Source organism: Rhizobium sp. P2_G9 (genome assembly GCF_056403475.1).
Genome location: NZ_JBFUFK010000068.1, coordinates 20,773 through 44,880 on the forward strand (window position 1 = coordinate 20,773; position 24,108 = coordinate 44,880).

Below are 24,108 nucleotides of genomic sequence, written 5' to 3' on the forward strand. Positions count from 1 at the left end.
ATGATGCAAACGGACAACAAAACTTCCGAAAAGCCGGTCCTTATTGCGTCTCGCCGGCGGGCTGTCCCGACGTTTCTATCGGCGATGCCGAAGCACATTGCGATCTCGAGGATGCGCCGCCCGGTGCTCTCGCCATGTCTGCCGAAACCGCTGACCACTTTCGCGCGACACGCTTTTGCTCAAGCGAGCAGGATTGATTACGGCGGTGGCGGCCACCCGTGCGGATAAAGTCAAAGGTTCAGGGCGCTCGAAGGCGTCCCTATGCGGTGGTCACTTTCGCCGGCCTGGCAGCCTTGCCGCAGACCAGTTGACCGGCCTCTTCCTGCGGCATCGGCCTGGCAAAGAAATAGCCCTGGCCCAGGTCGCATCCCATCCGGGCCAGTATCGCCAGCGTTTCCGCATCCTCGACCCCCTCGGCGACGGTCCGGATGTTGAGGCTCCTCGCCAGGATCTGGATGGCATCGACAATCTTTTCGCTTTCCGGCTGCCGGGCCACCGAAGCAACGAAGGAGCGGTCGATTTTCAGGCAATCGAATTCAAGTTCGCGCAGGTAGCCGAGGCCGGAATAGCCGGTGCCGAAATCGTCGAGCAGGACTTTGATGCCGACGCCGCGGAGCGCCGAAACCACTTTTTTCGCCCGGGAGAAATCCTTGACCAGCGCCTGTTCGGTGATCTCGATACTGAGGCGCTCGGCCGGAAAATCGCTTTCGCACAGCACCGCCAGGATACGCAGCGGCAGCGCCGGATCGCAGACCTCGTCGGCCGAAATATTGACGGCGACCGGAATATGGGCGGGCCACTGAGCCGCCGCCAGGCAGGACCGGCGCAGCATATAGATGGAGAACTGGCTCATCATGCCCGCCTGTTCGATGATCGGCAGGAAACGATCGGGCGCGATCGGGCCGAATTGCGGATGCGTCCAGCGGGCCAGGACCTCGAAACTCGACACCGCGCCGGTTCTGATATCGACAATCGGCTGGAAATAGGGTTCGATCTGCTCCTCGGCGACGGCGCGCCGGACATCCGCCACCAGCCGTGCCCGTGCTTCCGCATCGCGCCCGACATCGGGGGAATAGATCTGGGCAAAGCCGCGGCCGTTCTGCTTGACATTGTACATGGCGATGTCGGCATGACGGACGAGCGTCTCGGCATCCGTGCCATGCTCGGGATAAAGCGCAATGCCGATGCTGGCGCCGACATCGGCGTCGATATCCCCCAGGGGAATCGGCACCCCGAGCGCCTCGATCAGCGCGCGCGCCTGGCGAACCGCCTGTTTTGCAGCCTCTCCCGCATCGGCAATCGGCATGACCAGCCCGAATTCGTCCCCGCCCATGCGGGCGACGAGCGCACCGCCGAAGGCCGCTGCTTCCAGCCGCGCCGCCGCCTGCCGGATGACGAAATCGCCGACCGCATGACCCAGTCCGTCATTGATCGGCTTGAAACGGTCGAGATCGACAAGCAGGACGGCGCAGCCCTCGTCAGGCCCGGCCTCGACGCTGATCCGGCATGAGATTTCCTCGACAAACACCCGTCGGTTTGCCAGGCTGGTCAGCGGATCCTTGCGCGCCATGATATCGGCCACCTGATGCGCAGCTTCGGCGGCGGCATGTGCCTCGGCAAGTTCGGCCACATGCTGGCGGTGCGCCGCGGCAACCTCTTCGGCACGGCGCCTTTCCTCCTCCTTCATCTCGGTGATGTCGATATCGGTTCCGATCAGCCGCGTCGGTACGCCATTGCCGTCCCAGGCGACGGCGCGGCCGCGCGCGAGAATCCATATCCATCTGCCGTCGAGCCGCTGCTCCCGATATTCGAAGTCGAACCGGTCGATCTCGCCGGCATTGTGGGCACGGACATGCTCCATGACGTCAGCGATGTCATCGGGATGCACGCGCTCTTCCCAGACATCGATCGTGTCGCAGATTTCGCCCTCGGGCGGAAAGCCGCGGATCTTGCGCCATTCCTCCGAATAGAACCGCGCATCGGTCAGCGCATTATATTCCCAGACGCCGTGGCCGGCCGCCTTCATGGCGTGGCGCCAGATGCTTTCCTGATAGGCCAGCGTATCGCGCTCATGGATCAGTGCGCCGACATCGGTGATCTGGACGAAGCAGCCATCCTCTGCCGGACTCGTCTGCAATGTCAGCCAGAGACCAGCGCCATCCGCTTTGCGAAAGCTGCGCAGGCCGAGATCGAGAGGCGCGTCGCCGTTCATCACGCGCAGGCCCGGCAGTTCGAACACATCGTCGAGGTTTCTTCCGACGATCTCGTCCTGCCGGAAGCAAAGCAGCATTGCGAAGCCCTCGGTGATGTCGGTGATCCGCCACTGCCGGTCGCAGAGCGCCAGCGCCAGAGAGGATCGGCCGACGGATCGCCACGGATTTACGTCTAAGCCATTATGAATATTAGAAATTTCTATCATAAAATTCCCCTTTTTGCGGATAATAGGCGCCCGATCCGTTAAAATTGTTGCCATCGGCATCCCTGGAACGCCGATTGATCTCCGGGGGAGATCGATTGATGCGCAATCTGGATAAAAATCTGCGCCGGACGGATAGGCGCATGCCTCCGTAAGATCTTCAAATCGCAGATGAATCAGGCTTGTGTGATCCCGGTAGAGTGGCATCCGGCCCCGCTGACGGCAGATTATTGCGATAGCGCATGCTGTTCTTCATCACTGCGTCAGATGCACGCTTCCGGCATATTGGGTGAACAGGGATGACAGCCCCGATTCGATCTCGTCGGGGTCGTTTGCCATGAGGAACATGTCTTCGGTGGAGGCGCAGTCCTTAAGGGCATAGGGAATATAGGCCTGGCGGGTGGTGCTCGAAGAAACGCCGCTGCGCATGGTCGCATTCCAGGTCGATTTGTAATTGCTCGATGCCATGGTGGCGCCCACGGTGGCGTTATAGCCCCAGTCCGCCGTGACCGGCAGATATTCGGTATAGAGCACGCCGATCGTTGCGCCGTTGGTCTTCATGCCTTTGCACCAATTGGGGTTCAAGGGTGTCACGACATTCCAGATCTTCTTCTTCGTGGCGTCGGACTGGCTGGAGGTCCAGTTGAGGACATTGTAGTTCGGCTGCAGCCACCAGAGGACCCAGTTTCGCTCGGACTGGATGCCATCGGTGAGCAGCAGGACCAGCTTGAGCGGGGAGGCCGCCGAGGTGCCGTCGCCGGCCACGCCGACCTTCTTCTGCAATGCCGTCAGCGAGACGTCGAAATAGGTCCCGGCTTCCGATGTGGCGCTGGTCAGCCGCGTGTCGCTGCTGAGCGTGCTCTCGGCTTGAGAGATGGACGTCGTCGGGGCGAGAACCTCGGTGATGTTTTCCCCGAGCGTATAGAGGCCGACCTTGATCCGCCCGTTGGAAGTGTCGGCGGCATCGATGACATCGAGCACCTCGGAGACGGCACTCGCCGCGACATCGGCTCTGAGCGAAGCGCCATACTTCGCTTTGATATAGTCATAATAGCTGTTGGCGAGCTTGGTGGTGGTGCCCTTCTTATAGACCGGATCGGTTGTATCGTGGCAGGCGAACTCGCATGTGATGTTGGCGTCGGCGCGCAATTTGGTCTGGTAAGCCGTCGTCGAGGCCAGCAGCATCGACGCCGACTTATCGATGACGATATAGACTTCCATGTAGGCGGTGGCCGGGCCTGCAACGGCAGACGTCGCGGCGACATCGACCGTGTTGATATTGGCAATCTTCAGGAAGGAGGTTTCAATGGTGCCCGTCGCCGATGCCTGGATGGTCCTGTCGGTCTTGGTCACGGAAATGCTGACATTGGACAGGGAATAGGTCGCATCGCCGAGATTGGCTTGCGCGGCGAACCATTGGGCGACTTTTGCCTGAAGCTTGTCTTCGGTAAGCGAATCCACCTCTTTGACCGCCGCAATCAAGGCCGCATCGAGGTCGCTCTGCATTTTCAGCTTGGTGTTCCAGGCGCGAACGAAATCGACGCTGCAGCCAATGGCGATGATCATCGGGATCAGAAGGATTGCCGCCGTTATGGCGAAATTCCCTGATTTTTCCTTGATCAATGCAGACATCCGATTCCCGAACATCTTCATTGGCTTTGCTACCAGGAGAAAGACCTCGTGCATTCGCTTCCTACTTCCTTTTCGCGGTGCAGGGGGATTTGGTGGAGCGCTCGGAGCAATCCGTCGCCAGTGAAGCGCGTTGCGATCGCCGGGATCGCCCGGCACGTCCTGTGCCTTCGCGTTAGCAACGTTCATGCGACGTGGTTAACGAAACGTTGATTCCGGAAAGGGGAAGCTTGCCGCGAGCGGTTTGCTGCGGATTGTGGATAGGTCGCGCGGCTCTTGGATAGGAACAAGACCAGAGATGTTTGAAATGCCTGTAAACGACCCATCCTTTGATATGTCGGTCAGGCGATGCACTGGTTGCGCGCAGCCGGTCTGTCGGAGGGAGGCGATGATTCGCTTGTGCCTCACCTCCGAAAATTGATAAACCGCATTTAAGTTGTTGTCACCCGTTCACCAGAAGAATATTTCAGCCTCTCAAGACCAGTCTGCTGGCCTAGGCTATGAACAGCTGCTGTTTAAGCATCCCGTTGTGAATATCCATGATACGCAGGAATGTCCGCAAAGCGCTTCTTCCTTGGCCGCGGGTGGGCAGGTTGTCGGTCGATTTAGCGGTTATTAACCTCATTATTCGGAAACATACATTGGTATTCATTTTCTAGTCGGAGATTTTACATGAAGCGCCCGTCAATCAAGGTCGCCCTCGTTTCATGCCTTCTGGGCATGTTCACCATGACTGGCGGACTTGCCTATATGTCCGTTTCATCGCTGATGACGATCGACTCCCATAATGACCAGCTGGTCGATGACCTCATGCCATCAGCTCTGCTGATGAAGGAGATCAACGTCAATATGGGCGATATCAGGATTGCGCTGCGCAACCATGTGCTGGCCGTTACGGACGACGAACAGACGGCAGCGGAAGCGCAAATCACGGACGCGAAGAAGATATTCGAGACCAATATGGCCGTCTATAAAAGGGACCTCAAGCCGGGCGAGGAGCAGCAAAGGTTCGAACTGCTGGAGCAGGATTACGCCGCCTACGTGAAAGCCGCCGATGGCATGCTTGTCTTCTCCCGAAAGAACCAGGACGACCAGGCCAAGAAAGTCATCAATGGCGACATGAAGGCGCTTGCCGGTAAAATCGACGAGCAACTCGATGCACTGGTTGCCTTCAACGCAAACGGCGCGAAAGCCGCCGGCGCCGACAACCAGTTGACGTTGCAATACACGATCAATGGCACGTACACCATTGTCCTGGGTGCATTCTTCATTGGCATCGGTGTGATCGCCTTTGCCTTGACCCAGATTTCGCGGCCGATCAACCGCATTACCGACGCCATGCGCCGGCTCGCCGGCGGTGCCCTTGATCTTGAAATCCCCTATGCCGGACGCGCTGACGAGATTGGTGCGATGGCGGGAGCCGTCGATGTCTTCAAGCAGGCGGCGATTGCCAATCGCAGGCTGGAGGCGGAGACGGAAGCCACCCGCCGGCAGGCCGAGGCCGACCGAATCGCCGCCCAGGAACAGGCCGAAGCCCAGGCGACGGAACGGCTGCGTATTGCCACTGCCGGCCTGGCGGACGGCCTGCAGAAATTGGCCGCCGGCGATCTCTCGTTCGAGCTCAGGGAGGCTTTCGCGCCGGATTTCGAAGCGCTGCGGCACAATTTCAACCAGTCCGTCGAGCAGCTCGGCGAGGCCCTTCGTGCGGTGACAGGCGGTTTCGGCACCATTGATAGCGGCACGAGCGAGATCGCGTCCAGCGCTGCCGACCTTTCCAAGCGCACCGAGCAACAGGCTGCGGCGCTGGAAGAGACGGCCGCGGCCCTGGATCAAATCACCGTCAATGTCAGCAATTCCACCCAACGCACCCAGGAAGCGCGATCGGTGGCCGTCAAAGCCAATCAGTCGGCCCTGGAATCGGCCGAAGTGGTGTCGCAGGCCGAGAATGCGATGCAAAAAATCGAGACAAGCTCACAGCAGATCGCCAACATCATCAGTGTCATCGACGAGATCGCCTTCCAGACCAACCTGCTGGCGCTCAATGCCGGGGTCGAAGCGGCACGCGCCGGCGAAGCGGGCAAGGGTTTCGCCGTGGTCGCCCAGGAGGTGCGCGAACTGGCGCAGCGATCCGCCAACGCCGCCAAGGAGATCAAGGCGCTGATCCAGAACTCCACGGCAGAGGTCAGCAGCGGCGTTCGCCTGGTGCGCGACGCCAGTGTCGCGCTCAAGACGATCGGCCAATACATCGCCGAGATGAACAACCATATGGAGGCCATCGCGGTGTCGGCGGCCGAGCAAGCCACCGGCCTGTCTCAGGTCAATGCCGCCGTCAATCAGATGGACCAGACGACGCAGCAGAACGCCGCGATGGTAGAGGAAACGACGGCCGCGAGCGCAAGTCTGGCAACCGAGGTCGACAGCCTCAAGCGCCTGCTGCAGCAATTTCAACTTGGCCGGGGCTCTGGGGCCACCTATCGGCCGACGCCTGCCGCATATGACGCCGCACCGGTCGCCTCACCGAGCCGGCAGATGATGGGCCGGATCGCGCAGGCCTTCGGCAGCGACCGGCGATAGGCCGGATCTGCATTGCCGGACACCACGGCGATCCTGATGCCCGCGGTTTTCGCCGCGGGCGACGTGTCCGACACTATGCCCGCAGCACGCATTTCGAAGGTGACGGGGCGTGAATTCTCGCAGGGTGAGGCCGGTCCTCAGCAACTTTCTGCGGATTGTGGATATTTCGCGCGCCTCCTGGATAGGAAATCCAGCGAAGATATTCGAAATGCCTGCCCAAACCCCTTGTCTCTTGATAGGTAGGTCAGGAGATGCGATGGCCGCGTGCCGCCGGTCCTGTCAACGGCAGGCGGGGCGCGGTCAATGACTGCCCGCCAGATCATAGAGGACGATGGCTACAAGACCGCTGGTTTCCCGCTATAAATTCGTCGAGACCGATATCGACCAGGTCAGAGCCAGCATGCCCAAGACCCGAACCTGTGTTCGGTTGAAGCCGATCGGCGATACATCCGTGCTCTCGATCGAGGGCTGTCAGTTCTCGGTGCCGGGCTTCGACATCTGGAGAACCGGGTGCCGAACAGGCATCGAAGCACGGTTTGCCGAGCCGCCGGACGCCTATGCCCTCTATCTCCCCCTCGATGGCGTCATGGAGGTCAGCTGTCACGGCAAGCCGCTGGTGTCGAATTCCGGCCGGTTAATCGTTTCCGAATTTGCCCGCACCGACTCGACGCGCAAGCATGGCGGCCGCTCGCATATCGGCATCAGCTTCGATCGAAATTCCGTCCGGCGCCAGCTCAGCGAACTTCTCGATGCGCAGATCGGCCCGGATATCGACCTGGCTCTGGAGGTCGAGAGCGGCACCCGGCCCTTCGAACAGCTGATGTCGCTCGGCGGTCTGCTCTGGACAATGCTCGCCAGAGACCCCGAGGAAGAATTGTCGCTGCACTCGACCGTGCAACTGTTCAAGACGATCCTGGTGACGGTGCTCGACAGTTTCCCGCATCGCTATTCCGCGGCGTTGGCCGGACCCGTTTCCGCCGCGACGCCACGTCACGTCAAACGGGCGATCGACTTCATGGTGGAAAATCTTGGCAGCCCGCTCGAAATGCAGGACATAGCCAGGGAGGCTGGTGTCAGCACGCGCGCCCTGCAAGCCGCATTCCGGCAATTCAAGGATATGACGCCGCAGCAGCATCTGCGCGAATTGAGGCTCAATGGCCTTCGGCRTGATCTCATCGAAGCCAAGGGTGAATCCATAGCGGAACTTGCCAGGCGGCAGGGTTTCAATCACATGGGCCGCCTTTCGGCGCTTTACCGTGAGGCTTTTGGCGAGTTTCCCGCCGAGACGCTGCGCAGACATCGCAGGGCGCCGTGAATGCGACGGGACAGGTCGCCGACTGACGTGTCGGAAAACCGGGCAGCGATCTCAATCCAGCGCCGCATTTCACCCGGCACACAAAATTGCTATGGATTGGCGATCCGAGTCTGCTGCGTTTTCACAGAGAACACCACGAGATGCGAAAATCCCGGTTCGAGGTCGTAGAGGCAGACGTCGAGCAATTGCGCGATCACTACAGGCGAACGCTAAAGCCCGTTCAGGTGTTTCCTATCGCTCGGGCCAGCAAGGTGTCGGTCGAGGACCTGCACTTCTCCGTCGGCGAATTCGATATCTGGTCCGGCCGCTGCCGATCGGGAATGGAGGTCAGTTTCACCGAACCTCCGGATGCCTTTGCGATCTATCTGCCAAGCTCAGGTGCGATGGAGCTGGCATCGGGCAACAAGTCGCTCGCCTCCACTTCCAAAAGCATATTGGCTGCCGATCTTGCGCGTTGTGAACGTCTGAAACTGCATCAGGAGCGTTCTCATATCGGCATCGCATTTTCACGCGCCGCGATGAAGCGCGAGCTCAGTGCGCTCCTGGATGGCCCGGCTGTGCATGACCTCGACATAAGTTTGGAAATTCCGCCGGGCCAGGCGGCGCATGACCGTCTGGCGGAACTCGGCCGGTTCCTCTGGAAGAATCTGCAGCAGGATGGCGACGACGCGCTGTCGTTGCGCTCGACCGAATATCTGTTCCGCACGATCATGATAGCCCTGCTCGAAAACGTGCCGCATCGCTATTCCGGCGTGCTGGAACGCCCGGTGATCGCTGCCGTGCCGCGGCAGGTCAAACGCGCCATCGACTATATGGCGGCCAATCTCAGCCGGCCGCTCGATGTCGACGACATCGCCCGCGAGGCCGGCGTCAGCGTACGGGCGCTGCAAGTCGCCTTCCAGCAGTTCAAGGGCATGACGCCGCTCGAATTTCTACGCCTGCTTCGTCTCCAGGCGGTGCGCGAGGAGATCGCTTTCGGTGCGGCGGGCACCGTTTCGGAAATCGCCCGACGCTGGGGTTTTGCCCATATGGGTCGTTTCTCGGCTTTGTATCGTCACGCATTCGGAGAGCTGCCGCTGGAGTCGCTGCACCGCAACAGACATTCCGGGCCGCCACGCCCACGCGGAAGAGCTCGCTCCGATGACGGGGAGCGATAAAGGGCCGATAAAGTATTCGGCTATTACTGACGGCCTTTAATACTGGCGCCCTTGGCCCGACTCGGTTCTTTTCGGCGGGGCAGACTCTGCCTGGCCGATTTGCGCCAGTATCGAGCGCGGAATGGCGTTGAGCTGCGCCGGCGGCAGCCGCATGACGAGATGCCGGTTGACGCGCGCCAGCACGTTCGGTGGAAGCGCCGACAGCATGGCCGGAATGCAGGGATCGTCGGGCGCATGGCGCAGGACCGAATTGACGGCGGCGGGGCTGTTGCTGGCAACAGCGGCCGAGCAGCGATCCCTGTCGGCCATCGGCGCATGTCTGGCCTCCTGGTCGGCATGCATATGTCTGGCTTCTGGGCCGGAATTCGTGGTGCACCCTGCCGTCAGCAGGCCGCCCACCGATACCGACAAAAGCAGCGATCTCAGCGCGCGCGCTTTGTTTTTATCCTGGTCACCCATGCCGCCACTACCTTTCGGCTCAAAACCGGTATGCCAACATCTGCCAAGTAGAGTTACGGCATTGCTTTGGGAAGTCAAGTCTGCAAGCGCAGCGCGGCAATTCAACATCACGTGTTGCCGGACTGTCCTTCGTCCGAAAATGGGGAAGGTGAGGCGTCAGGCGCGATATGCACGCCACGCTCCGCCGCAACCGACAGCAGCCGGTCGGCGAACGCGGTTGCGAATTCGGAATTGCCTCGGTGCCCTGGTCCGGCGGCAAGATAGGCTTCGATCCTGGCGCGGGCAGCGGCCCTGATATCATCGGATTTGCCCAGGCGTATGGCGGTTTCGACATAGTCGTCGACCGTCGACGCAACCTCCAGGCCGGCCTGCCTGACCCAGGCAGCGCCTTGCCTCGCCCTTTGGGTGGCCCCTTCCAGCGCGACCACCGGGCAGTTCTGCTCCAGCGCCTCGACGACCGTCGTCGCGCCGGCATAGGGGAAACTGTCGAGGTAGACATCGGCGCTGGCCAGGAGATCCGCGACCTCCTCTCGCGACAGCGGCGCCAGGATGCGGATGCGCTCCGCCGGCAGGTTGCGCGACGCCAGCGCCTCTCTGACGATGCGCCGGAAAGCGGCGGGCGAGAATTTCGTCAGCCAATTGGCCGCGAAAGGATAGAGGACGATTGTCGCGTCATCGACGTCCTGCAAGATCCTGGCAAAGGCATCGAGAAGGTCGGAACCGATTTTCTGCACCATCGCGCCGCTGACATAGAGCGTGGCGTCCGGCGGCAGGCCATGCAGCGTTCTGATTTTTGTCCGGAAGTCAGGGGTGCGAAGGACCTTGGATACCGGCTCATCCGGACCAGGCTGACCGAAGCGCTGAACCGGGCCGGGGAGCCGGATGATCCGCTCGCAATAGCCCGGCGGCGCCGAGCTTGGGTCCAGTTCCTCGCTGGTCAGCATGCCGTCGAAGGATGAAAACCCTGTCGATGTCGGTGAAATCGCCGCCATGGCCAGTTGCACCGGTGCCAATCTGTGGGCGGCGATGGTCGCCAATTGGTCGAGACCGAGGAAATAGGAGCCGAGCAGGACGACGTCCAGTCGTGCCGCGCGGATGGTGTCGACGGCTTCTCCCACAGCGAGCCCGTCGAGATTGATGACCGCGTCGAAATCGCCGCTGTCGAGCGTCGGATCGGGTGTCGTCAGCGTGATCCGCACCGTTTGCAGGCGCGGGTCGGCGGCGGCGAACAGTCCGGCAATGATCCGCGGTTCCGGCGCGTGGTCCCAGGCGCGCATGACCACGCCGACACGCAGCCTGGAGCGTGCGCTATCGGGGACCGGCGGAAGCCAGGCGAGCGGATAGTTTTCCTGGAGCAACTGGCGCTCGATCGCTCGCCCCATGGTCGCGACGGTGGAAACCGCCGTGCCGGTGGAGAACAGAAGATGCCGGGGCTGAAGGCTGCGAATGATCTCGGTTGCCAGCAGGTGCAGCGCAGAATTTTCGGGTTGCCGTGCCAGGCATTCGTCGGCGCTGGCCACCAGGCGTTCGACGAAGCGGGCATAGGCCTCCCGGTCTTCCGGTTCCGGGATATGCGACGGCGATCGCGTCAGAAACCCGGCCAGCGCCGGAACGTGCCAGAGGAGTTGCGGCGGAAAGCCGGTGAGGTCGGCCAATGCGGCGCTTGCCCAGGCCGGGCCGCCGGCGAGCGCGATCAGGGCCCGTCCCAGCGCCTCGGTCGGCTCGCCCGGCCATTGGTCGAGTCCGTCCGCATGCACAGTGTCGCCGCAGACCATGTCGATCGATGACTGGAGGCGAAAAATCTGCCTCAGCGTCGTCTCACTGGTGAGAATGCCATTGAGGCCGATGTCTCCCAACCGGGAAAGTGCGGCAATCAACTTGCTGCGAAATTTTATGAGCGTGTGCGCCGAGGCGTCGCTATCGGAGCCTTCGAATTCCCAGGCCGGCATATTGTCGATGAAGGCCACGGCCGCCGACAGGCAGGCTTCGACGCTTCCGGCCCACAGGGCGTGGTCTTCGCCGGCGGGCTGGGGCGCTGCGAAGATCGCCGATGCCGGATGGTCGGGCATTGCGCCTGCGAAGTGGATGCTTTCGAGACGGATCGGGCCGGGGCGGATGCTGTCATCGCCATCCGCCACCAGGAAGGAATGCAGCGACAGTTCGACGGCACCCTGCCTGCGTCCGACCAGACCGGCCAGCGGAACGTCGATTTCGGCGGCGCCTTCGAGCAGCGTCTGCACCAGCAGATGGCCGTCATGCGACACGCCGATCACATGCTTGAGCCCTTCCATCGGATCGAGAATAGGTGTCACTTCCATGACCGCGCTCGCGGGCCCGCCGCGTCCCGGCAGACGCAGGATGAGGTCGGCCGTGCCTTCGGTGGCGACAGGCATCATTTCGTGATCCTGGTGCCAGCCCTTGGCCAAAGCCGCCTGGGCCGGTGAATCTCGGAAGAAGTTGAAATGCTGGCCTGGATTGACCGAGGGCGCGGCAATTGTCGTGCCGGTCTGCAAGCCGAGATGATATTCGCTGCGCGTCTTGCGGAAGGCGATCGCCGCGATCACCGGCCGGCGCATGTCGAGCATGTCGCTGGGCTTGAAGGCGAATGTCAGCACTATCAGCCGATTGTCGACGCCGGCCATGGCTGGCAGGTCGATCTCCAACCGATCCGCCACCCCCCATTGACCATAGTAAAATTCCCGCCCGTCGCCGCTGATGCGCATGAGACCGGATGGTTGCTCCGGCGGCAGATGCAGGGTGAGGACGAAAGGCGCTTGCGTCGTGAGAAGCGACAGCCGCGCCTGGCCGGTGGGTTCGCTGAGTTCGCCCGATCCGGATGGGAGGGCGACAAATCCGGTTGACTGCCCGGCATCGAGCAGGTCGGCAAAGGGGCGCAGCGCGCCGTCTTCGATATAGGCCGAGCGCCAGAGGGTCTCTGCGCGCTCGACAGCGATGCTTTCGAGCGCGATGGTCGGCACGGCCGCCCTGAGACGGTGAAGCCGGTTACCACCGCGCACGGCTTGCTTTTCAAGCTCCAGTTCCAGCAGAACCTCGCCGCCATGCGCGGTCGCCCGTTCCGGCAGCGGCACCTCGACCAGGCAAGCGCCTGAGATCTCTGAGGAGACCAGGACCTGGCCGTGCAATCTCACCAGCAGCCGCATCGATATGTCCGGCCGGGCATGATGGGGCAGGACCGAAAGCTTGACCACATGCGCCGCAGGCGAGGGGTTGAAGCAGATCGACAATTGCGCCCTGGTGCCGGTCATCGAGGCGAAATCCGGCAGCGAGTGCATGCGCCAGCCATGGCGCAGGATCGGCAGGCCTTCTGTCGTCTCGGTAAAGTTATAGATCCGGCCGGGCACTTGTGGCTCCCGCCAGCGCGGAACGCCGGCGTCGCGTCGCAAGGCGGCAAAATCTTGGTAACCGAGACGATCGAGCGCCCAGAGCACCGCGGCAGGCCTGTGGCCCGGTTCCACCAGCCAGCGCCGCAAGGTTGTGGAGCGTTCGGCCAGCAGCGACGTGGCGTAAAGCGCTGCGGGCAGGCCGAGCCTGGCGCGCAACGGCAGCGAGGCGCCGGCAATCCTGCGGCCCAATCGCCTCAGCGCTCCGCCGGTCGCATGCATGTGGTCGAAATTGGCGGCACGGCCGGCGCGGGCGCGAATGCCGGATGTCATCAGCACGATGGCATTGGCATCGCGCTCGTGCCGCTCGTCCTCAGCGGCGCCTGCCGAGCCGAAGTAGCGCGGCGCGCCGGCAAATCCCTCGGCCAGATCCGAGAGGTCGCGCATGCCGCGGCGGTCGCGCCAGAGATCGGATGCGCCCTGGATATAATAATTGTTGTTGGGGTGGATGCGGTAGGCGGCCAGTGTACGGCGAACCGGCATGATCCGGCCTTCGATCGCCGCGGCCCTGAGCAGGACCGCATCGGCGCAGATGCGCCAGCGCGCTTCTTCCATCGGCATCAGACGCTCGAGAACCCGTCTGGCAAAGACATTGCCTGATGTCGGGAGGAAATCGAAGCTGGCGGTGTTGAGGAAGATCTGGCGGTTGTCGATATCATGCGGCAGGATGTCATATGCGCCCATGTGGCGGCCGCCGGCATCGATCAATTCGAGGCCGAAGCACAGCGCCGCGAGGCTCTCGTGCCATAGACTGGTGACGGTTTCCACGAGCTCCGGCCTGGCAATGTCATCGGCATCGAGAAAGTAGACGAGATCGCCGCGCGCCGCCGCAAATCCGGCGTTGAAAGCCGACGCCTGACCGCCATTGGATTTGCCGATAACGTGAATGTGACTGCCGAACTCTTCGAGCACCTCCATGCTGCCATCGGTCGAGCCATCGTCGACGACGATGATTTCCAATGCCGGGCGCGTCTGGCGTAGCGCACTGCCGATGCACGCCCCTAAATAGTTGCCGTAATTATAGTTTGTGATGACTATGCTCAGGGATGGATGTTTGCGCATCGACTTGTCGGGGGCTCTCCTCGAAAGATTGCATGCGGAACGTCCGAGACAATCCCACCGACCTGAGCTGCCGCCGCTGTTCCCGATGTTACTTTATGCTTTCCCTGAACTGTGGTAAGAGTTACGTCCTAAAGTCAAGCCGGAAAACCGAGCAGAAAGACGAGAGTCGAGCAGGAAACGGCCATGCAAGATCGTCGGTTTTATCAGTTCAAACCTTGCGGCAGTGATGGGATTGGAGACGACTTGAGGCGCGATCACAGTGGTTTCCGATTTGCGGTTTGGAACGGCAGCTTGCTCAGAAGTCTATTAGCGCTGGTTGCTTTCACGCAATTGCTTTTCCTGTTTTTGGTCAGTCCTGCTCTCAGTGCTGTTCTGGACAAGCTTCCGCCCGGCTCGCGCGTCGCCCTCGTCATCGGCAACGGCGCCTATGAGCAGGTTCAGCATCTGCCAAATCCGCGCAATGATGCCGAGGCAATCGCCAAGGAATTGCGTTCGATGGGTTTTGTGGTCCAAACCGCGCTTGACGTCGATGCACAGGGCTTTCGCGGCGCGCTGCAGAAGTTCGAAACGGTTGCCGACAAGGCTGATATCGCCCTGTTCTTCTATGCCGGGCACGGCCTCGAAATGCATGGCGTCAACTATCTCATTCCGACGGATGCCCGGATTACGCGTGCCAGTTCGGTGCAGGACGAAGCGATCTCGCTGCCACGGGTGATTTCGGCCCTGGATGGTGCGCACAAGCTCAGACTGGTGATCCTCGACGCGTGCCGGAACAATCCGTTCCTGGCAAAAATGCAGGAGGACGGGGCGTCGCGATCGGTGACGCGCGGGCTTGCGCGGGTCGATCCCACGGGCGTGACGCTGGTGGCCTTTGCGGCGGATGCCGGTGCTGTCGCCATGGATGGCCAGGGCAATCATAGTCCTTACACGACCGCACTGCTGAAAACCCTGAACGAGCCAGGTCTCGAACTGAATTTCGTGTTCCGCAAGGTTGCCGCCCGGGTGCGGGAAGAGACCGACAACGAGCAGACGCCCGTCACCTATGGCACGCTCGGGGAAGACGAGATCTATCTGGTTCCCAAGCCCATCGAGACCGCGAAAGTGGAGGACCATGGCATATCGAAAGCCTGGGATGATGCCTCTCGCGCCGGGACCGAGACTGCGATCGTGGCGTTTCTGGGAGAATATCACGACACGTTCTACCGCTCGCTGGCGCTCGACCGGCTGGACTCGCTGCGCACATCCGACAAGCAGCGCGACATGTCCGCCGCCTCGCTCGACGATGTCTATTGGATGACGATTCGCACCAGCCGCAATCCGGAAGATTTCAGGGCCTATCTGCGCCGGATGCCGTCCGGTCCCAATGCCGACCTGGCGGAGGCGCGGATCAAGGCGCTTGAGCGGGCGGCCCAGATCAGGACCGAGCTCGACACGAATTCGGACACGCCGGAAGATCTGGCGAGCGCCATACAACACCGCGCCGACACGCTGCCGGTCAATATCATCCAATATGGATTGGATGCGCTGGGCTATCCGCCGCAGGACATCAACGGCGTGCTCGACCGCTCGACGAAACAGGCGATCAGGGCCTACCAGGCCAGCATCAATGAGCCCCAGACCGGGCGCCTGACCTCGCAGCAGGTGATTGATCTCGTGGTCGCCGCCGCCGCCACGGGCGAGACGCATGCACAGACGGCAGTCGGCGTCATGCTGGCGAGCGGCGACATCTGGGACAAGGACTATGTCGTGGCGCGCGCCTGGCTGGAGCGCGCCGCCGACAAGAACAATCCGACCGCTATCGTCAATCTTGCCATCTTCTATCGCGACGGCCTCGGCATCGGCAGAAATCTCGGACAGGCACGGCGGCTGCTGATCAAGGCGAAGTCGCTGGGCGCTTCCGAAGCGGATCCGATGCTGGCCAAGTTAGGGTCACCCTCATGAAATATGCATTCTGGTCCCTGGGGCTGCTGCTCTGTGCCATCGCACAAAGCTGGTTGGCGCCTGCCTTTGCCGACGACTTCGTGCTGCCACGCGCCAAGATCGTGACCAGCAGCGATTGCAATGATGTCTGCCCGGTCATGGTGACCTTGCCGAGCGGGCTGCGCATGAGCCAGACGCAGATCACCCGGGCGCAATACGGCTTTTTCATCCACGAGACGAACTACCAGCAGCAGGACTGGGGATGCCGGTGGAATTATCCGGGCATCGCCCAGACCGACAAGGACCCGGTCGTGTGCCTGAACCTGCCCGATGTCGAGGCCTATCTGAAATGGCTGAGCGCCAAGGCGGGCGTCACCTATCGCCTGCCGACCGTGGCCGAATATCGCTATGCCGCGATGGCGGGCGAGGATGGGCCCTACTGGTGGGGGCAAAGCATCGGCGAGGGGAGAGCCAATTGCCTCGCCTGCGGCTCGGCCTTCGATACCAAGGGGACGTCGCCGGTCGGCAGTTTCGAGCCGAACCCGTTCGGTCTGGAAGACGTTGTCGGCAATGCCTGGCAATGGACAGCGACCGCCGTCAACAATGGCGCCGACCACTATCTCATCGGCGGCAGCTGGGCCAGTCCGCCGGCCGACTTGCGTGTGTCGAGGGCGATCTGGAACAGTCCGAAAATTCGCTTCAACACCTATGGCCTGCGTGTCGTCACCGACCCGCAATGAGGTGCAGGGATCTCGCTAAAAATATATGATGCGCTTGGGTGCCGTGAGGGAGACGACTTTGAGACGTAAGACATCTGTGGCCCGCTCCGCCGGGCGGGGCCGGCCGTTTCGCACGGCAATGACGCTTCTGGCCATGGTCTCCTGGACGACAACCACCAGCGCCGCCGAGATCATCAAGGACTGCAGCGATTGTCCCGAATTGATCGCCCGCAAGGACGGCACGGCGATCGGCCAGACATTGGTGACCCGCAAGCAATTCGCAGCCTTCGCCCAGGACACCGACTTCGTCGCGAAAGGCGGCTGCCTGCTCAATGACGGCGTCAACTGGAACAATGATGACAAGGCAAGCTGGCAGTCTCCCGGTTTCGAGCAGACCGACGACCATCCCGTCGTCTGCATCAGCTGGCTCGATGCCGTCGCCTATGCCGACTGGCTGACGAAGAAGACCGGCAAGCCCTACCGGCTGTTGACCTTCGCCGAATCCGACGCCATGGCGCATCCGAACAAGACGAAATATCCCTGGGGAAAGAAACTCGGCAATGTCTGCGCCCGCGGCAACATCGCCGACGGGAGCTACAAGAAGGTGTTCGCCAAGGACCCGCGGCCGGTGGTCCATTGCAGCGACAAATATGTCTATACCTCACCGGTCAAGGCTTTCCCGCCGACCTCCGAGGGCTTTTACGATGTGGCTGGCAATGTCTGGCAATGGACCAATGACTGCCTGAAGGGCGACTGCTCCAATGCCGTGTTCCGCGGCGGCGGCTGGAACGACCCGGAGACCAAGCGCTTCGGATTGGGCGACAGCTGGGCCGATCGCATCATACTCAAGAATTTCGTCATCGGCACGCGCGTGATGCGGGACAAGAACTGAGTGGCATCTTCGATTGCAGTCATTACCGGCTCGGCCGGCCTCGTGGGCGCCGCCGCCGCGCGCCGGTTTCACGCCGAAGGCTTCGACATCATTGGCATCGACAGCGACCGGCGCCGCCACTTCTTCGGCGACGCCGCCAGCACCTTGCCCGAGCGGCAACGCCTCGAACGCGACCTCGCCCGTTACCGCCACCATGACGTCGACATAAGGGATGCCGAGGGCATCGAGGCGATCTTCAAATCGCTCGGCAAGGACATTGCCGTCGTCATCCACGCCGCCGCACAGCCGTCGCATGATTGGGCGGCCGGCGATCCCGTGCAGGATTTCGCCATCAATGCCGGCGGCACGCTGAACATGCTCGAAGCCACGCGCCGCCACGCGCCATCAGCCGCCTTCGTCTTCCTCAGCACCAACAAGGTCTATGGCGACCACCCCAACCGGCTGCCGCTGAGGCCGGAGGGCCGGCGTCTCGTGCTCGACGAGGCGCATCCGTTCCATGCGCGCGGTATCGACGAGAGCATGTCGATCGACAATACCGCACATAGCCTGTTCGGCGTCTCCAAGACCGCGGCCGACCTCTATGTCCAGGAATATACCTCCCGCTTCGGCCTGTTCACCGTCGGCCTCAGAGCCGGCTGCCTCACCGGCCCCGGCCACCGCGCCGCCGAACTGCACGGTTTCCTCGCCTATCTCACCAAGGTGGCCGTCAGCGCCGGCTGCTACCGGGTGATTGGCCACAATGGCTTCCAGGTGCGCGACAATCTCCACGCCGAAGACCTCGCCGACGCGCTCTGCCGCATCGCCAGCGAGCGCATCCGACCCAAGGTCTACAATATGGGCGGCGGCTATGCGCTCTCTTGTTCGGTCAACGAGGCCCTGGATACCGTCGGTGCAATGCTGGGCCGGCGGATCGACAGGGTCGAAGAACCTGTCGAGCGCTATGGTGATCATGCCTGGTGGATTTCCGATACGAGCCGGTTTCGGGCGGATTATCCGGGATGGCGGCCACGGCATGACCTCGATGGGATATTTGCGGAGTTGATTGCAGGAGCGCGGCGGGATTAGGCTCTCTCCCAGAGAAAGAATGAAATCCCGACAAAACGGGCGTGCTCTAGGTATCCAGCAGGCCGTCCATGGCTGTGATGGGCAAGACGAGCCGGTTCGCGGTGCCGGCCAAGCGGTGGAAACCAAAGCCCTGGTAAAATCTCGCGGCGTTCTCATCTTTAGCGTCGACGACCATTCCGAGGATGCCGACAGCCTTGGCCGTGGTCCGCGTCGTCTCAAAGGCGTGGACGATCAGGGCGTCGCCATAGCCTTGACCCTGCCATTTGCTGGCGACCGCGAGGCGACCCAGCAGGAGAAAGGGGAGTTCCGTGTACGCGCCGACACGCATCGTCTCCGGCAGAGCATCGCGCGCCACTGCATGTGCACTGAGCGAATAGTAGCCGATGATCTCCGCGTCGTCGGCCAGCACATAGACCCGCGTCAGACGGCGGGCGATATCCTGGCCAGCGAAGCGCTTTAGATAGGTATTGAGCGCGGCGACGCCGCAATCGAAACCCTTGCGATCGTGGCGTTTCGGATCGAGCGCCAGGAATTCCATGTCAGGCCGAGATGTCGCGGAATTTTTTGGCCGCCTTGCGCATGCGCTCTGTCGGCGGCGCCGGTTGCTCCAGCGCTGCAAAGAAGGAAAGCCAATCCCCGCCGGTGAAGCGGGTGCGTTCGTGTTCGGCGATCACCGCAGCCGCCTTCTCTCGCACGCTTTCGCGGATGAATTTGCTTTTGTCGAGGTTGAGATAGGCGCGTGCGGCGTCCATCATGGCAAGTGTCTCGCCATCCATCCGCACTTTCAGCGTATCGTCTCCACTCGTTTCCATCGGCTTGTTTCCAAATCCCATAAGATCAATATACCCACATTTGTGGGTCTTTTCAACCGTTGCCCATCTCGGCGCACTGAACTTGTCTCACAGGTCAGGGGCTTTTCCCCAGCGGTCCCAGCAGCACATCCCCAAACAGCGGCTGGTAGCTTTGGCGCACCAGCGGGTCTTCCTTGAACGACAAGGCGTATTGGCCGATCTGATGGAAATAGGTGATGCGGGCCCTGACGACGCTTTCATTGTCCGGATAGCCCATCTTGAGGAAGGCGCGGACGAGAAGCGAGATGCGCAATTCGTCGATAGCGGTCACTTCGGCATTGAGCTCTTTCGAGCCCCGCGCCCAGTCCCGGACCGCCAGATCGAGCTTGGGGCTGAAGGGTTTTTCATCGACCCAGACATGCACGATATCGCTGAAGAACTGCACCCCGTCGACGACCTCCATGTCGACCATGGCCTGGAACGGCTGGCAATTCGTTCGTCGCCAGTCGTCCAGCAGAGCCTGTTGCAAGGCTTTGAGGCTCGAGAAGTGAAAATAGAAGCTGCCGCGGGTGATTTTGAAATGACGTGCGAGGCGATCTATCTTCACCTCGGCAATGCCGCGCTTCTCGAGCGCCTTGCGCGCGGCCGCGATCCAATCCTCGCGCGTCAGCGTTTGCCGGGGGGTGGTCTTCTTCGATGTTGCGGCAGCGTCACGTGACGGGTCTGATTTTGCCAAGGGTTCTTCTGCTCTCCAGCCTGCAAAGTGGCTGATAACGGCGGATGTCTGTCTTACAGCCGTTATCAACAAGGGTAAGCGGAATCAAGGAAGTGCGCTGATCCGCTCCAGCATCAGTGCGAAGAACGGCGCCGGATCGATGCGGCGCAACACATTGCAGTTCCTTGGCTGTTTGGTGACGTGCCACCAGTCGACCACTGTCATGCCGATCGTCACCGGAGACGAGATATCGACAGTCACATAGCACTGTTTCTTCTCGAAGATTTCGGGGGCGAGAAGATAGCCCGTGACGCAGGCATCGTGGATCGGCCGGGCTTCGGTGGGAAACTTGTGCGATCCATATTGGCGATAGAAGTCGGCGAGGTTGGCGGCTTCTATCGCAGCCCGGCTGCCGGTCCGGCGCAGCGTGTCCAGCCACTCGGGCGTCATCTGCGCCGTATAGGTGCAGTCGATCCCCGCCATGGTCACCGGCACACCCGAGGCGAACACCTTGTGTGCGGCATGCGGGTCGACATAGATGTTGAACTCCGCCGCCGGCGTGGCGTTGCCGCCTTCGAAGAAGCCGCCGCCCATGAGCACGACCTCACGGATTCTTGGGATGATGCGCGGCTCCATCACCATTGCCATGGCTAGATTGGTCATCGGACCGAGCGTGCAAACCGTGATCTCGCCTTCCGGCGCGGCCATGATCGCACGTACGATGTAGTTGACCGCGTGCTCGGCCTGCAGCGGCGTGACCGGATCCGGCAGATCGGCGCCGTCGAGGCCCGTTTCGCCATGCACATATTCCGCCGTCATCAGCGGCCGGACCATTGGCGCCGGGCAGCCGGCATAGACGGGGATATCGGGCCGGCCGGCCAGTTCGACCACTTTCAATGCATTCACCGCGGTTCGGGCAAGAGGCACGTTGCCGCCGACGGTCGTCACGCCAACCACCTCCAACTCCTTGGGAGAGCCGAGCGCGAACAGGATGGCGAAAGCGTCGTCCTGCCCGGGATCGGTGTCGATGATGATCTTGCGTGGGGTCATTGCGGTGGGCTTCCGATCATTGAATATTAGCTATTGCCGATATCATTTTCCTGTGTAGAAATACAATACAGTATCGTATGTTCAATAGAGGAGTTGGCGATGAACCCGAACGACCGAGGCGATTTTTCCGAGATCCCGATCCTCGATGTCTCCCCGCTCTATGGCCAGGACGAGGCCGCCATCCGCGCCACGGCTGMAACGCTGCGCACCTATCTGGAACAGATCGGTTTTCTCTATGTGGTCGGCCACCCGATTCCGCGCGCCGATGTCGAGGCGGTGCGCGACGCCAGCAAGCGTTTCTTCGCGCTTCCGGACGAGCAGAAGCTCAGGCTCAAGATCGACAGGAATTTCCGCGGCTTCCTGCCCTTTGCCGGCTCGACCATCGTCACGTCGTCGGTTGCCACCGTCAGCAAGCCGAACCAGAGCGAGTCGATCTTCTTCATGCACGAAGTGGATGCGAACGACCCCAAGGCGTTGGCCGAAAAGCCGCTCCAGGGGCCGAACCAATGGCCGGAGGAGGCTCTGCTGCCCGGCTTCCGCGACACGGTCGAGCATTATGTCGACGAAATGAGCACGCTGGCGCGCAAGATGGTCGGCGCGATCGCCCTTTCGCTCGGATTGCCGTCCGATGACCTCGACCGCTATTTCGACGACCCCACCACCTTCCTGCGCCTGCTGCACTATCCGACGCAGCCCCAGGAAGAAGGGCTGTTCGGCTCTGCGCCGCATACGGACTATGGCTTCATCACGCTTCTGGCGCAGGACGATGTCGGCGGCCTCGAGGTCAAGAACAAGGCCGGCGAATGGGTGCCGGCCCCGCCTGTGCCGGATTCCTTCGTGATGAATGTCGGCGATATCCTGGCCCGCTGGTCCAACGACCTGTTCGTGTCGACGCCGCATCGCGTCATCAATCGCACCGGTCGCGAACGCTATTCGCAGCCGTTCTTCTTCGACCCGTCCATGGACGAGATGATCGAGGCGCTGCCGGTCTGCGTGCAACCGGGCGCGACGGCCAAATATCCGCCGGTGCTCTATGGGGACTATCTCATGGAGCGGATCGACAAGAATTATCACTATCGCAAGCAGCAGGCGCAAGGCGCCATGGCCGCGCGACACTGATGCGCCGGCCGGCGGGCCGAGGTTTGGGAGGATTCGACCGGTGCGCCGGATCGGACATCGCGAGGGACGGGCAAAGCCAAAACCTTCGCAGCTGGGAGTGACAACAACAATGAGAGGAACGTCTGACATGAGAAGACATCTGGTAGTGGCAGGCATGACGCTTGGCGCGCTGCTTTCCGTATGGAGCGGCCCGGCGACTTCGGCGGAGGTCAAGCGTTCGCCCGATGTCGAAAGCTCCGGCAAGCTCTCCGTCGCCAACACGCTTGATTACGCTCCGTTCGAATATATCGACGCCGATGGCAACCAGGCCGGCATCATCATCGAACTGGCGGGCGAAGTGGCCAAGCTGGTCGACGCCAAGCTCGACATTCAGCGCACGCCCTTCCCGTCAATGATCCCGGGCCTTGCCGCGGGACGGTTCAAGATCGCCTGGGAGACTTTTTCGGCCAAGCCGGAGCGGCTGCAGCAGGTCGATTTCGTCATGTTCATGAAGGCCGGCGTCGCGGCGTCGACCACACCCGACAAGAAGGCCAGCTTCTCCGGCGACCTGCCGCTGTGTGGCAAGAAGATCGGCGTGTCGGCGGGCACTGCGTCCGATTTCCTCGTCGACACGCTCAGCAAGGAATGCACCGACAAGGGCAAGGCAGCGATCGCGAAATCGGTGTTCAATTCGTCGACCGACATCGTCCAGGCCGTGCTTTCCGACCGCATCGATGCGCGCATGGACGACGCCACGGCATCCAGCTATTTCGAAGTGACCAGCAAGGGCCAGCTCGTCGTCCTGCCGACGCTCTATGACGTCGCACCGCTCGGCATGGCGATCGCCAAGAACGACCCGGCCACCGCCGACATGATGGTCGCCGCTCTCGGCGAACTGTTCAAGAACGGCACCTACAAACAGATCCTCGACAAATACGGCATGGGCTCCTACGCGATCAAGGAACCCTATTTCGTCAACAGCATGCAGTCGCTGCGTGCCGATTGATGCAGTCGTTCGGCACATGCGTCCTATTCAGCGCGTCTTGAATGATACCGAGCGCCGTTGCATCCTCCGATGCAGCGGCGCTCGATGCTAAAATAGGCTCAGGCGTCGGTTTCGACGCTGCAGGGATTGAGACATGAGCATCGCAGATCCTCTCGGGGGCGGCGCCCACATGGCCGTCGCGGATCAGGTCTTGCGCCTGAAGGTCGTTCCCCGGCGACATTATGGCATCTGGGTCGGGACAGTGCTGGCGCTTGTCCTGGCCGGCCTGATCATCCGGGCATTCGCGGTCAATCCCGCCTTTGCCTGGGACACGGCCTTGCGCTACCTGCTCCATCCGCCGATCCTGCGCGGTCTTGAAACTACGCTTATACTGACCGTGCTGATCATGGCCGTCGCTATCGTCGTCGGCACGGTGATTGCCATCATGCGCGTGTCGCCGAGCCCTGTTCTCAGGGCCTTTGCCGGCCTCTATGTCTGGTTCTTCCGCGGCGTGCCGGCTTTGATCCAGCTGATCTTCTGGTTCAATCTGTCGCTGCTGGTGCGCGAGATTTCGCTGACGCTGCCGTTTTTCGGCACGATCTTCTCGGTGCGCACCAATGACCTGATGACACCCTTCCTCTCCGCCGTGGTGGCGCTGTCGCTGTGCGAGGCGGGCTATATGGCCGAGATCATCCGGGCCGGCATCAAGTCCGTGCCGAGCGGCCAGGCCGAGGCGGCGAGCGCGCTCGGCATGTCCTATCGCAAGATCCTCAGACGCATCATCTTGCCCCAGGCGATGCGCTTCGTCGTGCCGCCGACCGGCAATGATGCGATCAATGTGCTCAAGCTGACCTCGCTGG

18 protein-coding genes are annotated in these 24,108 nt (G+C 61.7%); 10 read left to right on the forward strand and 8 right to left on the reverse strand.

From position 1 onward, the window contains the following. Positions 1–259: 259 nt before the first annotated feature. Both AC1DYF_RS36230 and AC1DYF_RS36235 read right to left on the reverse strand, forming a co-directional pair. Complete coding sequence (locus AC1DYF_RS36230) at positions 260–2,419, reverse strand: putative bifunctional diguanylate cyclase/phosphodiesterase (protein WP_477883229.1); 2,160 nt, start codon at positions 2,417–2,419, stop codon at positions 260–262. A gap of 252 nt (positions 2,420–2,671) precedes the next feature. Continuing rightward, positions 2,672–4,048 carry a TadE/TadG family type IV pilus assembly protein gene (locus AC1DYF_RS36235; RefSeq protein ID WP_477883230.1) on the reverse strand — a complete coding sequence of 459 codons (1,377 nt, stop codon included), beginning with the start codon at positions 4,046–4,048 and terminating at the stop codon, positions 2,672–2,674. Positions 4,049–4,717: 669 nt separating this feature from the next. Between AC1DYF_RS36235 and AC1DYF_RS36240 the strand changes: the two genes are divergently transcribed. The 3 genes from AC1DYF_RS36240 (at position 4,718) to AC1DYF_RS36250 (ending at position 9,091) form a co-directional block, all read left to right on the forward strand. Continuing rightward, positions 4,718–6,619 (forward strand): HAMP domain-containing methyl-accepting chemotaxis protein, encoded by a 1,902-nt coding sequence (locus AC1DYF_RS36240; protein ID WP_477883232.1) that lies wholly within the window; start codon positions 4,718–4,720, stop codon positions 6,617–6,619. A gap of 331 nt (positions 6,620–6,950) precedes the next feature. Further along, on the forward strand, positions 6,951–7,934 hold the full coding sequence (locus AC1DYF_RS36245) for an AraC family transcriptional regulator (protein ID WP_477883234.1): 984 nt from the start codon (positions 6,951–6,953) through the stop codon (positions 7,932–7,934). A 140-nt stretch (positions 7,935–8,074) separates the two neighbouring features. Then, complete coding sequence (locus tag AC1DYF_RS36250; protein ID WP_477883236.1) at positions 8,075–9,091, forward strand: helix-turn-helix transcriptional regulator; 1,017 nt, start codon at positions 8,075–8,077, stop codon at positions 9,089–9,091. Between the two features lie 36 nt (positions 9,092–9,127). Here AC1DYF_RS36250 and AC1DYF_RS36255 read toward each other — a convergent pair whose 3' ends face one another. Further along, positions 9,128–9,550: a hypothetical protein gene (locus tag AC1DYF_RS36255; RefSeq protein ID WP_477883237.1), complete on the reverse strand. Its 423-nt coding sequence runs from the start codon at positions 9,548–9,550 to the stop codon at positions 9,128–9,130. Between the two features lie 107 nt (positions 9,551–9,657). After that, a complete protein-coding gene (locus AC1DYF_RS36260) occupies positions 9,658–14,013 on the reverse strand; it encodes a glycosyltransferase (RefSeq protein ID WP_477883239.1) in 4,356 nt (1,451 codons plus the stop codon). 291 nt (positions 14,014–14,304) lie between these two features. Between AC1DYF_RS36260 and AC1DYF_RS36265 the strand changes: the two genes are divergently transcribed. The 4 genes from AC1DYF_RS36265 to AC1DYF_RS36280 are packed head-to-tail and all read left to right on the forward strand — an operon-like array spanning position 14,305 to position 18,609. Next, a complete protein-coding gene (locus AC1DYF_RS36265; RefSeq protein WP_477883241.1) occupies positions 14,305–15,954 on the forward strand; it encodes a caspase family protein in 1,650 nt (549 codons plus the stop codon). Further along, positions 15,951–16,673 (forward strand): formylglycine-generating enzyme family protein, encoded by a 723-nt coding sequence (locus AC1DYF_RS36270; protein WP_477883243.1) that lies wholly within the window; start codon positions 15,951–15,953, stop codon positions 16,671–16,673. Before AC1DYF_RS36265 ends, AC1DYF_RS36270 begins: the two co-directional genes overlap by 4 nt. A 58-nt stretch (positions 16,674–16,731) precedes the next feature. Continuing rightward, entirely contained in the window at positions 16,732–17,544 is an 813-nt protein-coding gene (locus AC1DYF_RS36275) for a formylglycine-generating enzyme family protein (RefSeq protein ID WP_477883244.1), read from the forward strand. Continuing rightward, positions 17,545–18,609, forward strand: coding sequence for an NAD-dependent epimerase/dehydratase family protein (locus AC1DYF_RS36280; RefSeq protein WP_477883246.1), 1,065 nt, complete (start codon positions 17,545–17,547; stop codon positions 18,607–18,609). Positions 18,610–18,655: 46 nt separating this feature from the next. Here AC1DYF_RS36280 and AC1DYF_RS36285 read toward each other — a convergent pair whose 3' ends face one another. From AC1DYF_RS36285 to AC1DYF_RS36300, 4 genes are all read right to left on the reverse strand, one after another. After that, positions 18,656–19,147: a GNAT family N-acetyltransferase gene (locus AC1DYF_RS36285; protein WP_477883248.1), complete on the reverse strand. Its 492-nt coding sequence runs from the start codon at positions 19,145–19,147 to the stop codon at positions 18,656–18,658. 1 nt (position 19,148) lies between these two features. Continuing rightward, positions 19,149–19,421: a type II toxin-antitoxin system TacA family antitoxin gene (locus AC1DYF_RS36290; protein ID WP_477883249.1), complete on the reverse strand. Its 273-nt coding sequence runs from the start codon at positions 19,419–19,421 to the stop codon at positions 19,149–19,151. A gap of 94 nt (positions 19,422–19,515) precedes the next feature. Continuing rightward, positions 19,516–20,136, reverse strand: a complete 621-nt coding sequence (locus tag AC1DYF_RS36295) for a TetR/AcrR family transcriptional regulator (RefSeq protein ID WP_477883251.1) — start codon at positions 20,134–20,136, stop codon at positions 19,516–19,518. Between the two features lie 84 nt (positions 20,137–20,220). Then, complete coding sequence (locus AC1DYF_RS36300; RefSeq protein WP_477883253.1) at positions 20,221–21,165, reverse strand: nucleoside hydrolase; 945 nt, start codon at positions 21,163–21,165, stop codon at positions 20,221–20,223. A 99-nt stretch (positions 21,166–21,264) separates the two neighbouring features. On the opposite strand from AC1DYF_RS36300, the gene AC1DYF_RS36305 reads away from it, so the two are divergent. The 3 genes from AC1DYF_RS36305 to AC1DYF_RS36315 form a co-directional block, all read left to right on the forward strand. Beyond that, on the forward strand, positions 21,265–22,284 hold the full coding sequence (locus AC1DYF_RS36305) for an isopenicillin N synthase family dioxygenase (RefSeq protein ID WP_477883255.1): 1,020 nt from the start codon (positions 21,265–21,267) through the stop codon (positions 22,282–22,284). Between the two features lie 127 nt (positions 22,285–22,411). Next, complete coding sequence (locus AC1DYF_RS36310) at positions 22,412–23,269, forward strand: ABC transporter substrate-binding protein (protein ID WP_477883257.1); 858 nt, start codon at positions 22,412–22,414, stop codon at positions 23,267–23,269. Between the two features lie 133 nt (positions 23,270–23,402). Next, the coding region (locus tag AC1DYF_RS36315) for an amino acid ABC transporter permease (protein WP_477883259.1) at positions 23,403–24,108 on the forward strand (706 nt) is incomplete at its 3' end.

Coding starts and splice junctions, on each gene's coding strand:
- AC1DYF_RS36300 (WP_477883253.1), bottom strand. CDS start 21,165: ATGACCCCACGCAAGATCATCATCGACACCGATCCCGGGCAGGACGAC.
- AC1DYF_RS36270 (WP_477883243.1), top strand. CDS start 15,951: ATGAAATATGCATTCTGGTCCCTGGGGCTGCTGCTCTGTGCCATCGCA.
- AC1DYF_RS36260 (WP_477883239.1), bottom strand. CDS start 14,013: ATGCGCAAACATCCATCCCTGAGCATAGTCATCACAAACTATAATTAC.
- AC1DYF_RS36235 (WP_477883230.1), bottom strand. CDS start 4,048: ATGTCTGCATTGATCAAGGAAAAATCAGGGAATTTCGCCATAACGGCG.
- AC1DYF_RS36255 (WP_477883237.1), bottom strand. CDS start 9,550: ATGGGTGACCAGGATAAAAACAAAGCGCGCGCGCTGAGATCGCTGCTT.
- AC1DYF_RS36310 (WP_477883257.1), top strand. CDS start 22,412: ATGAGAAGACATCTGGTAGTGGCAGGCATGACGCTTGGCGCGCTGCTT.
- AC1DYF_RS36250 (WP_477883236.1), top strand. CDS start 8,075: ATGCGAAAATCCCGGTTCGAGGTCGTAGAGGCAGACGTCGAGCAATTG.
- AC1DYF_RS36285 (WP_477883248.1), bottom strand. CDS start 19,147: ATGGAATTCCTGGCGCTCGATCCGAAACGCCACGATCGCAAGGGTTTC.
- AC1DYF_RS36230 (WP_477883229.1), bottom strand. CDS start 2,419: ATGATAGAAATTTCTAATATTCATAATGGCTTAGACGTAAATCCGTGG.
- AC1DYF_RS36290 (WP_477883249.1), bottom strand. CDS start 19,421: ATGGAAACGAGTGGAGACGATACGCTGAAAGTGCGGATGGATGGCGAG.
- AC1DYF_RS36240 (WP_477883232.1), top strand. CDS start 4,718: ATGAAGCGCCCGTCAATCAAGGTCGCCCTCGTTTCATGCCTTCTGGGC.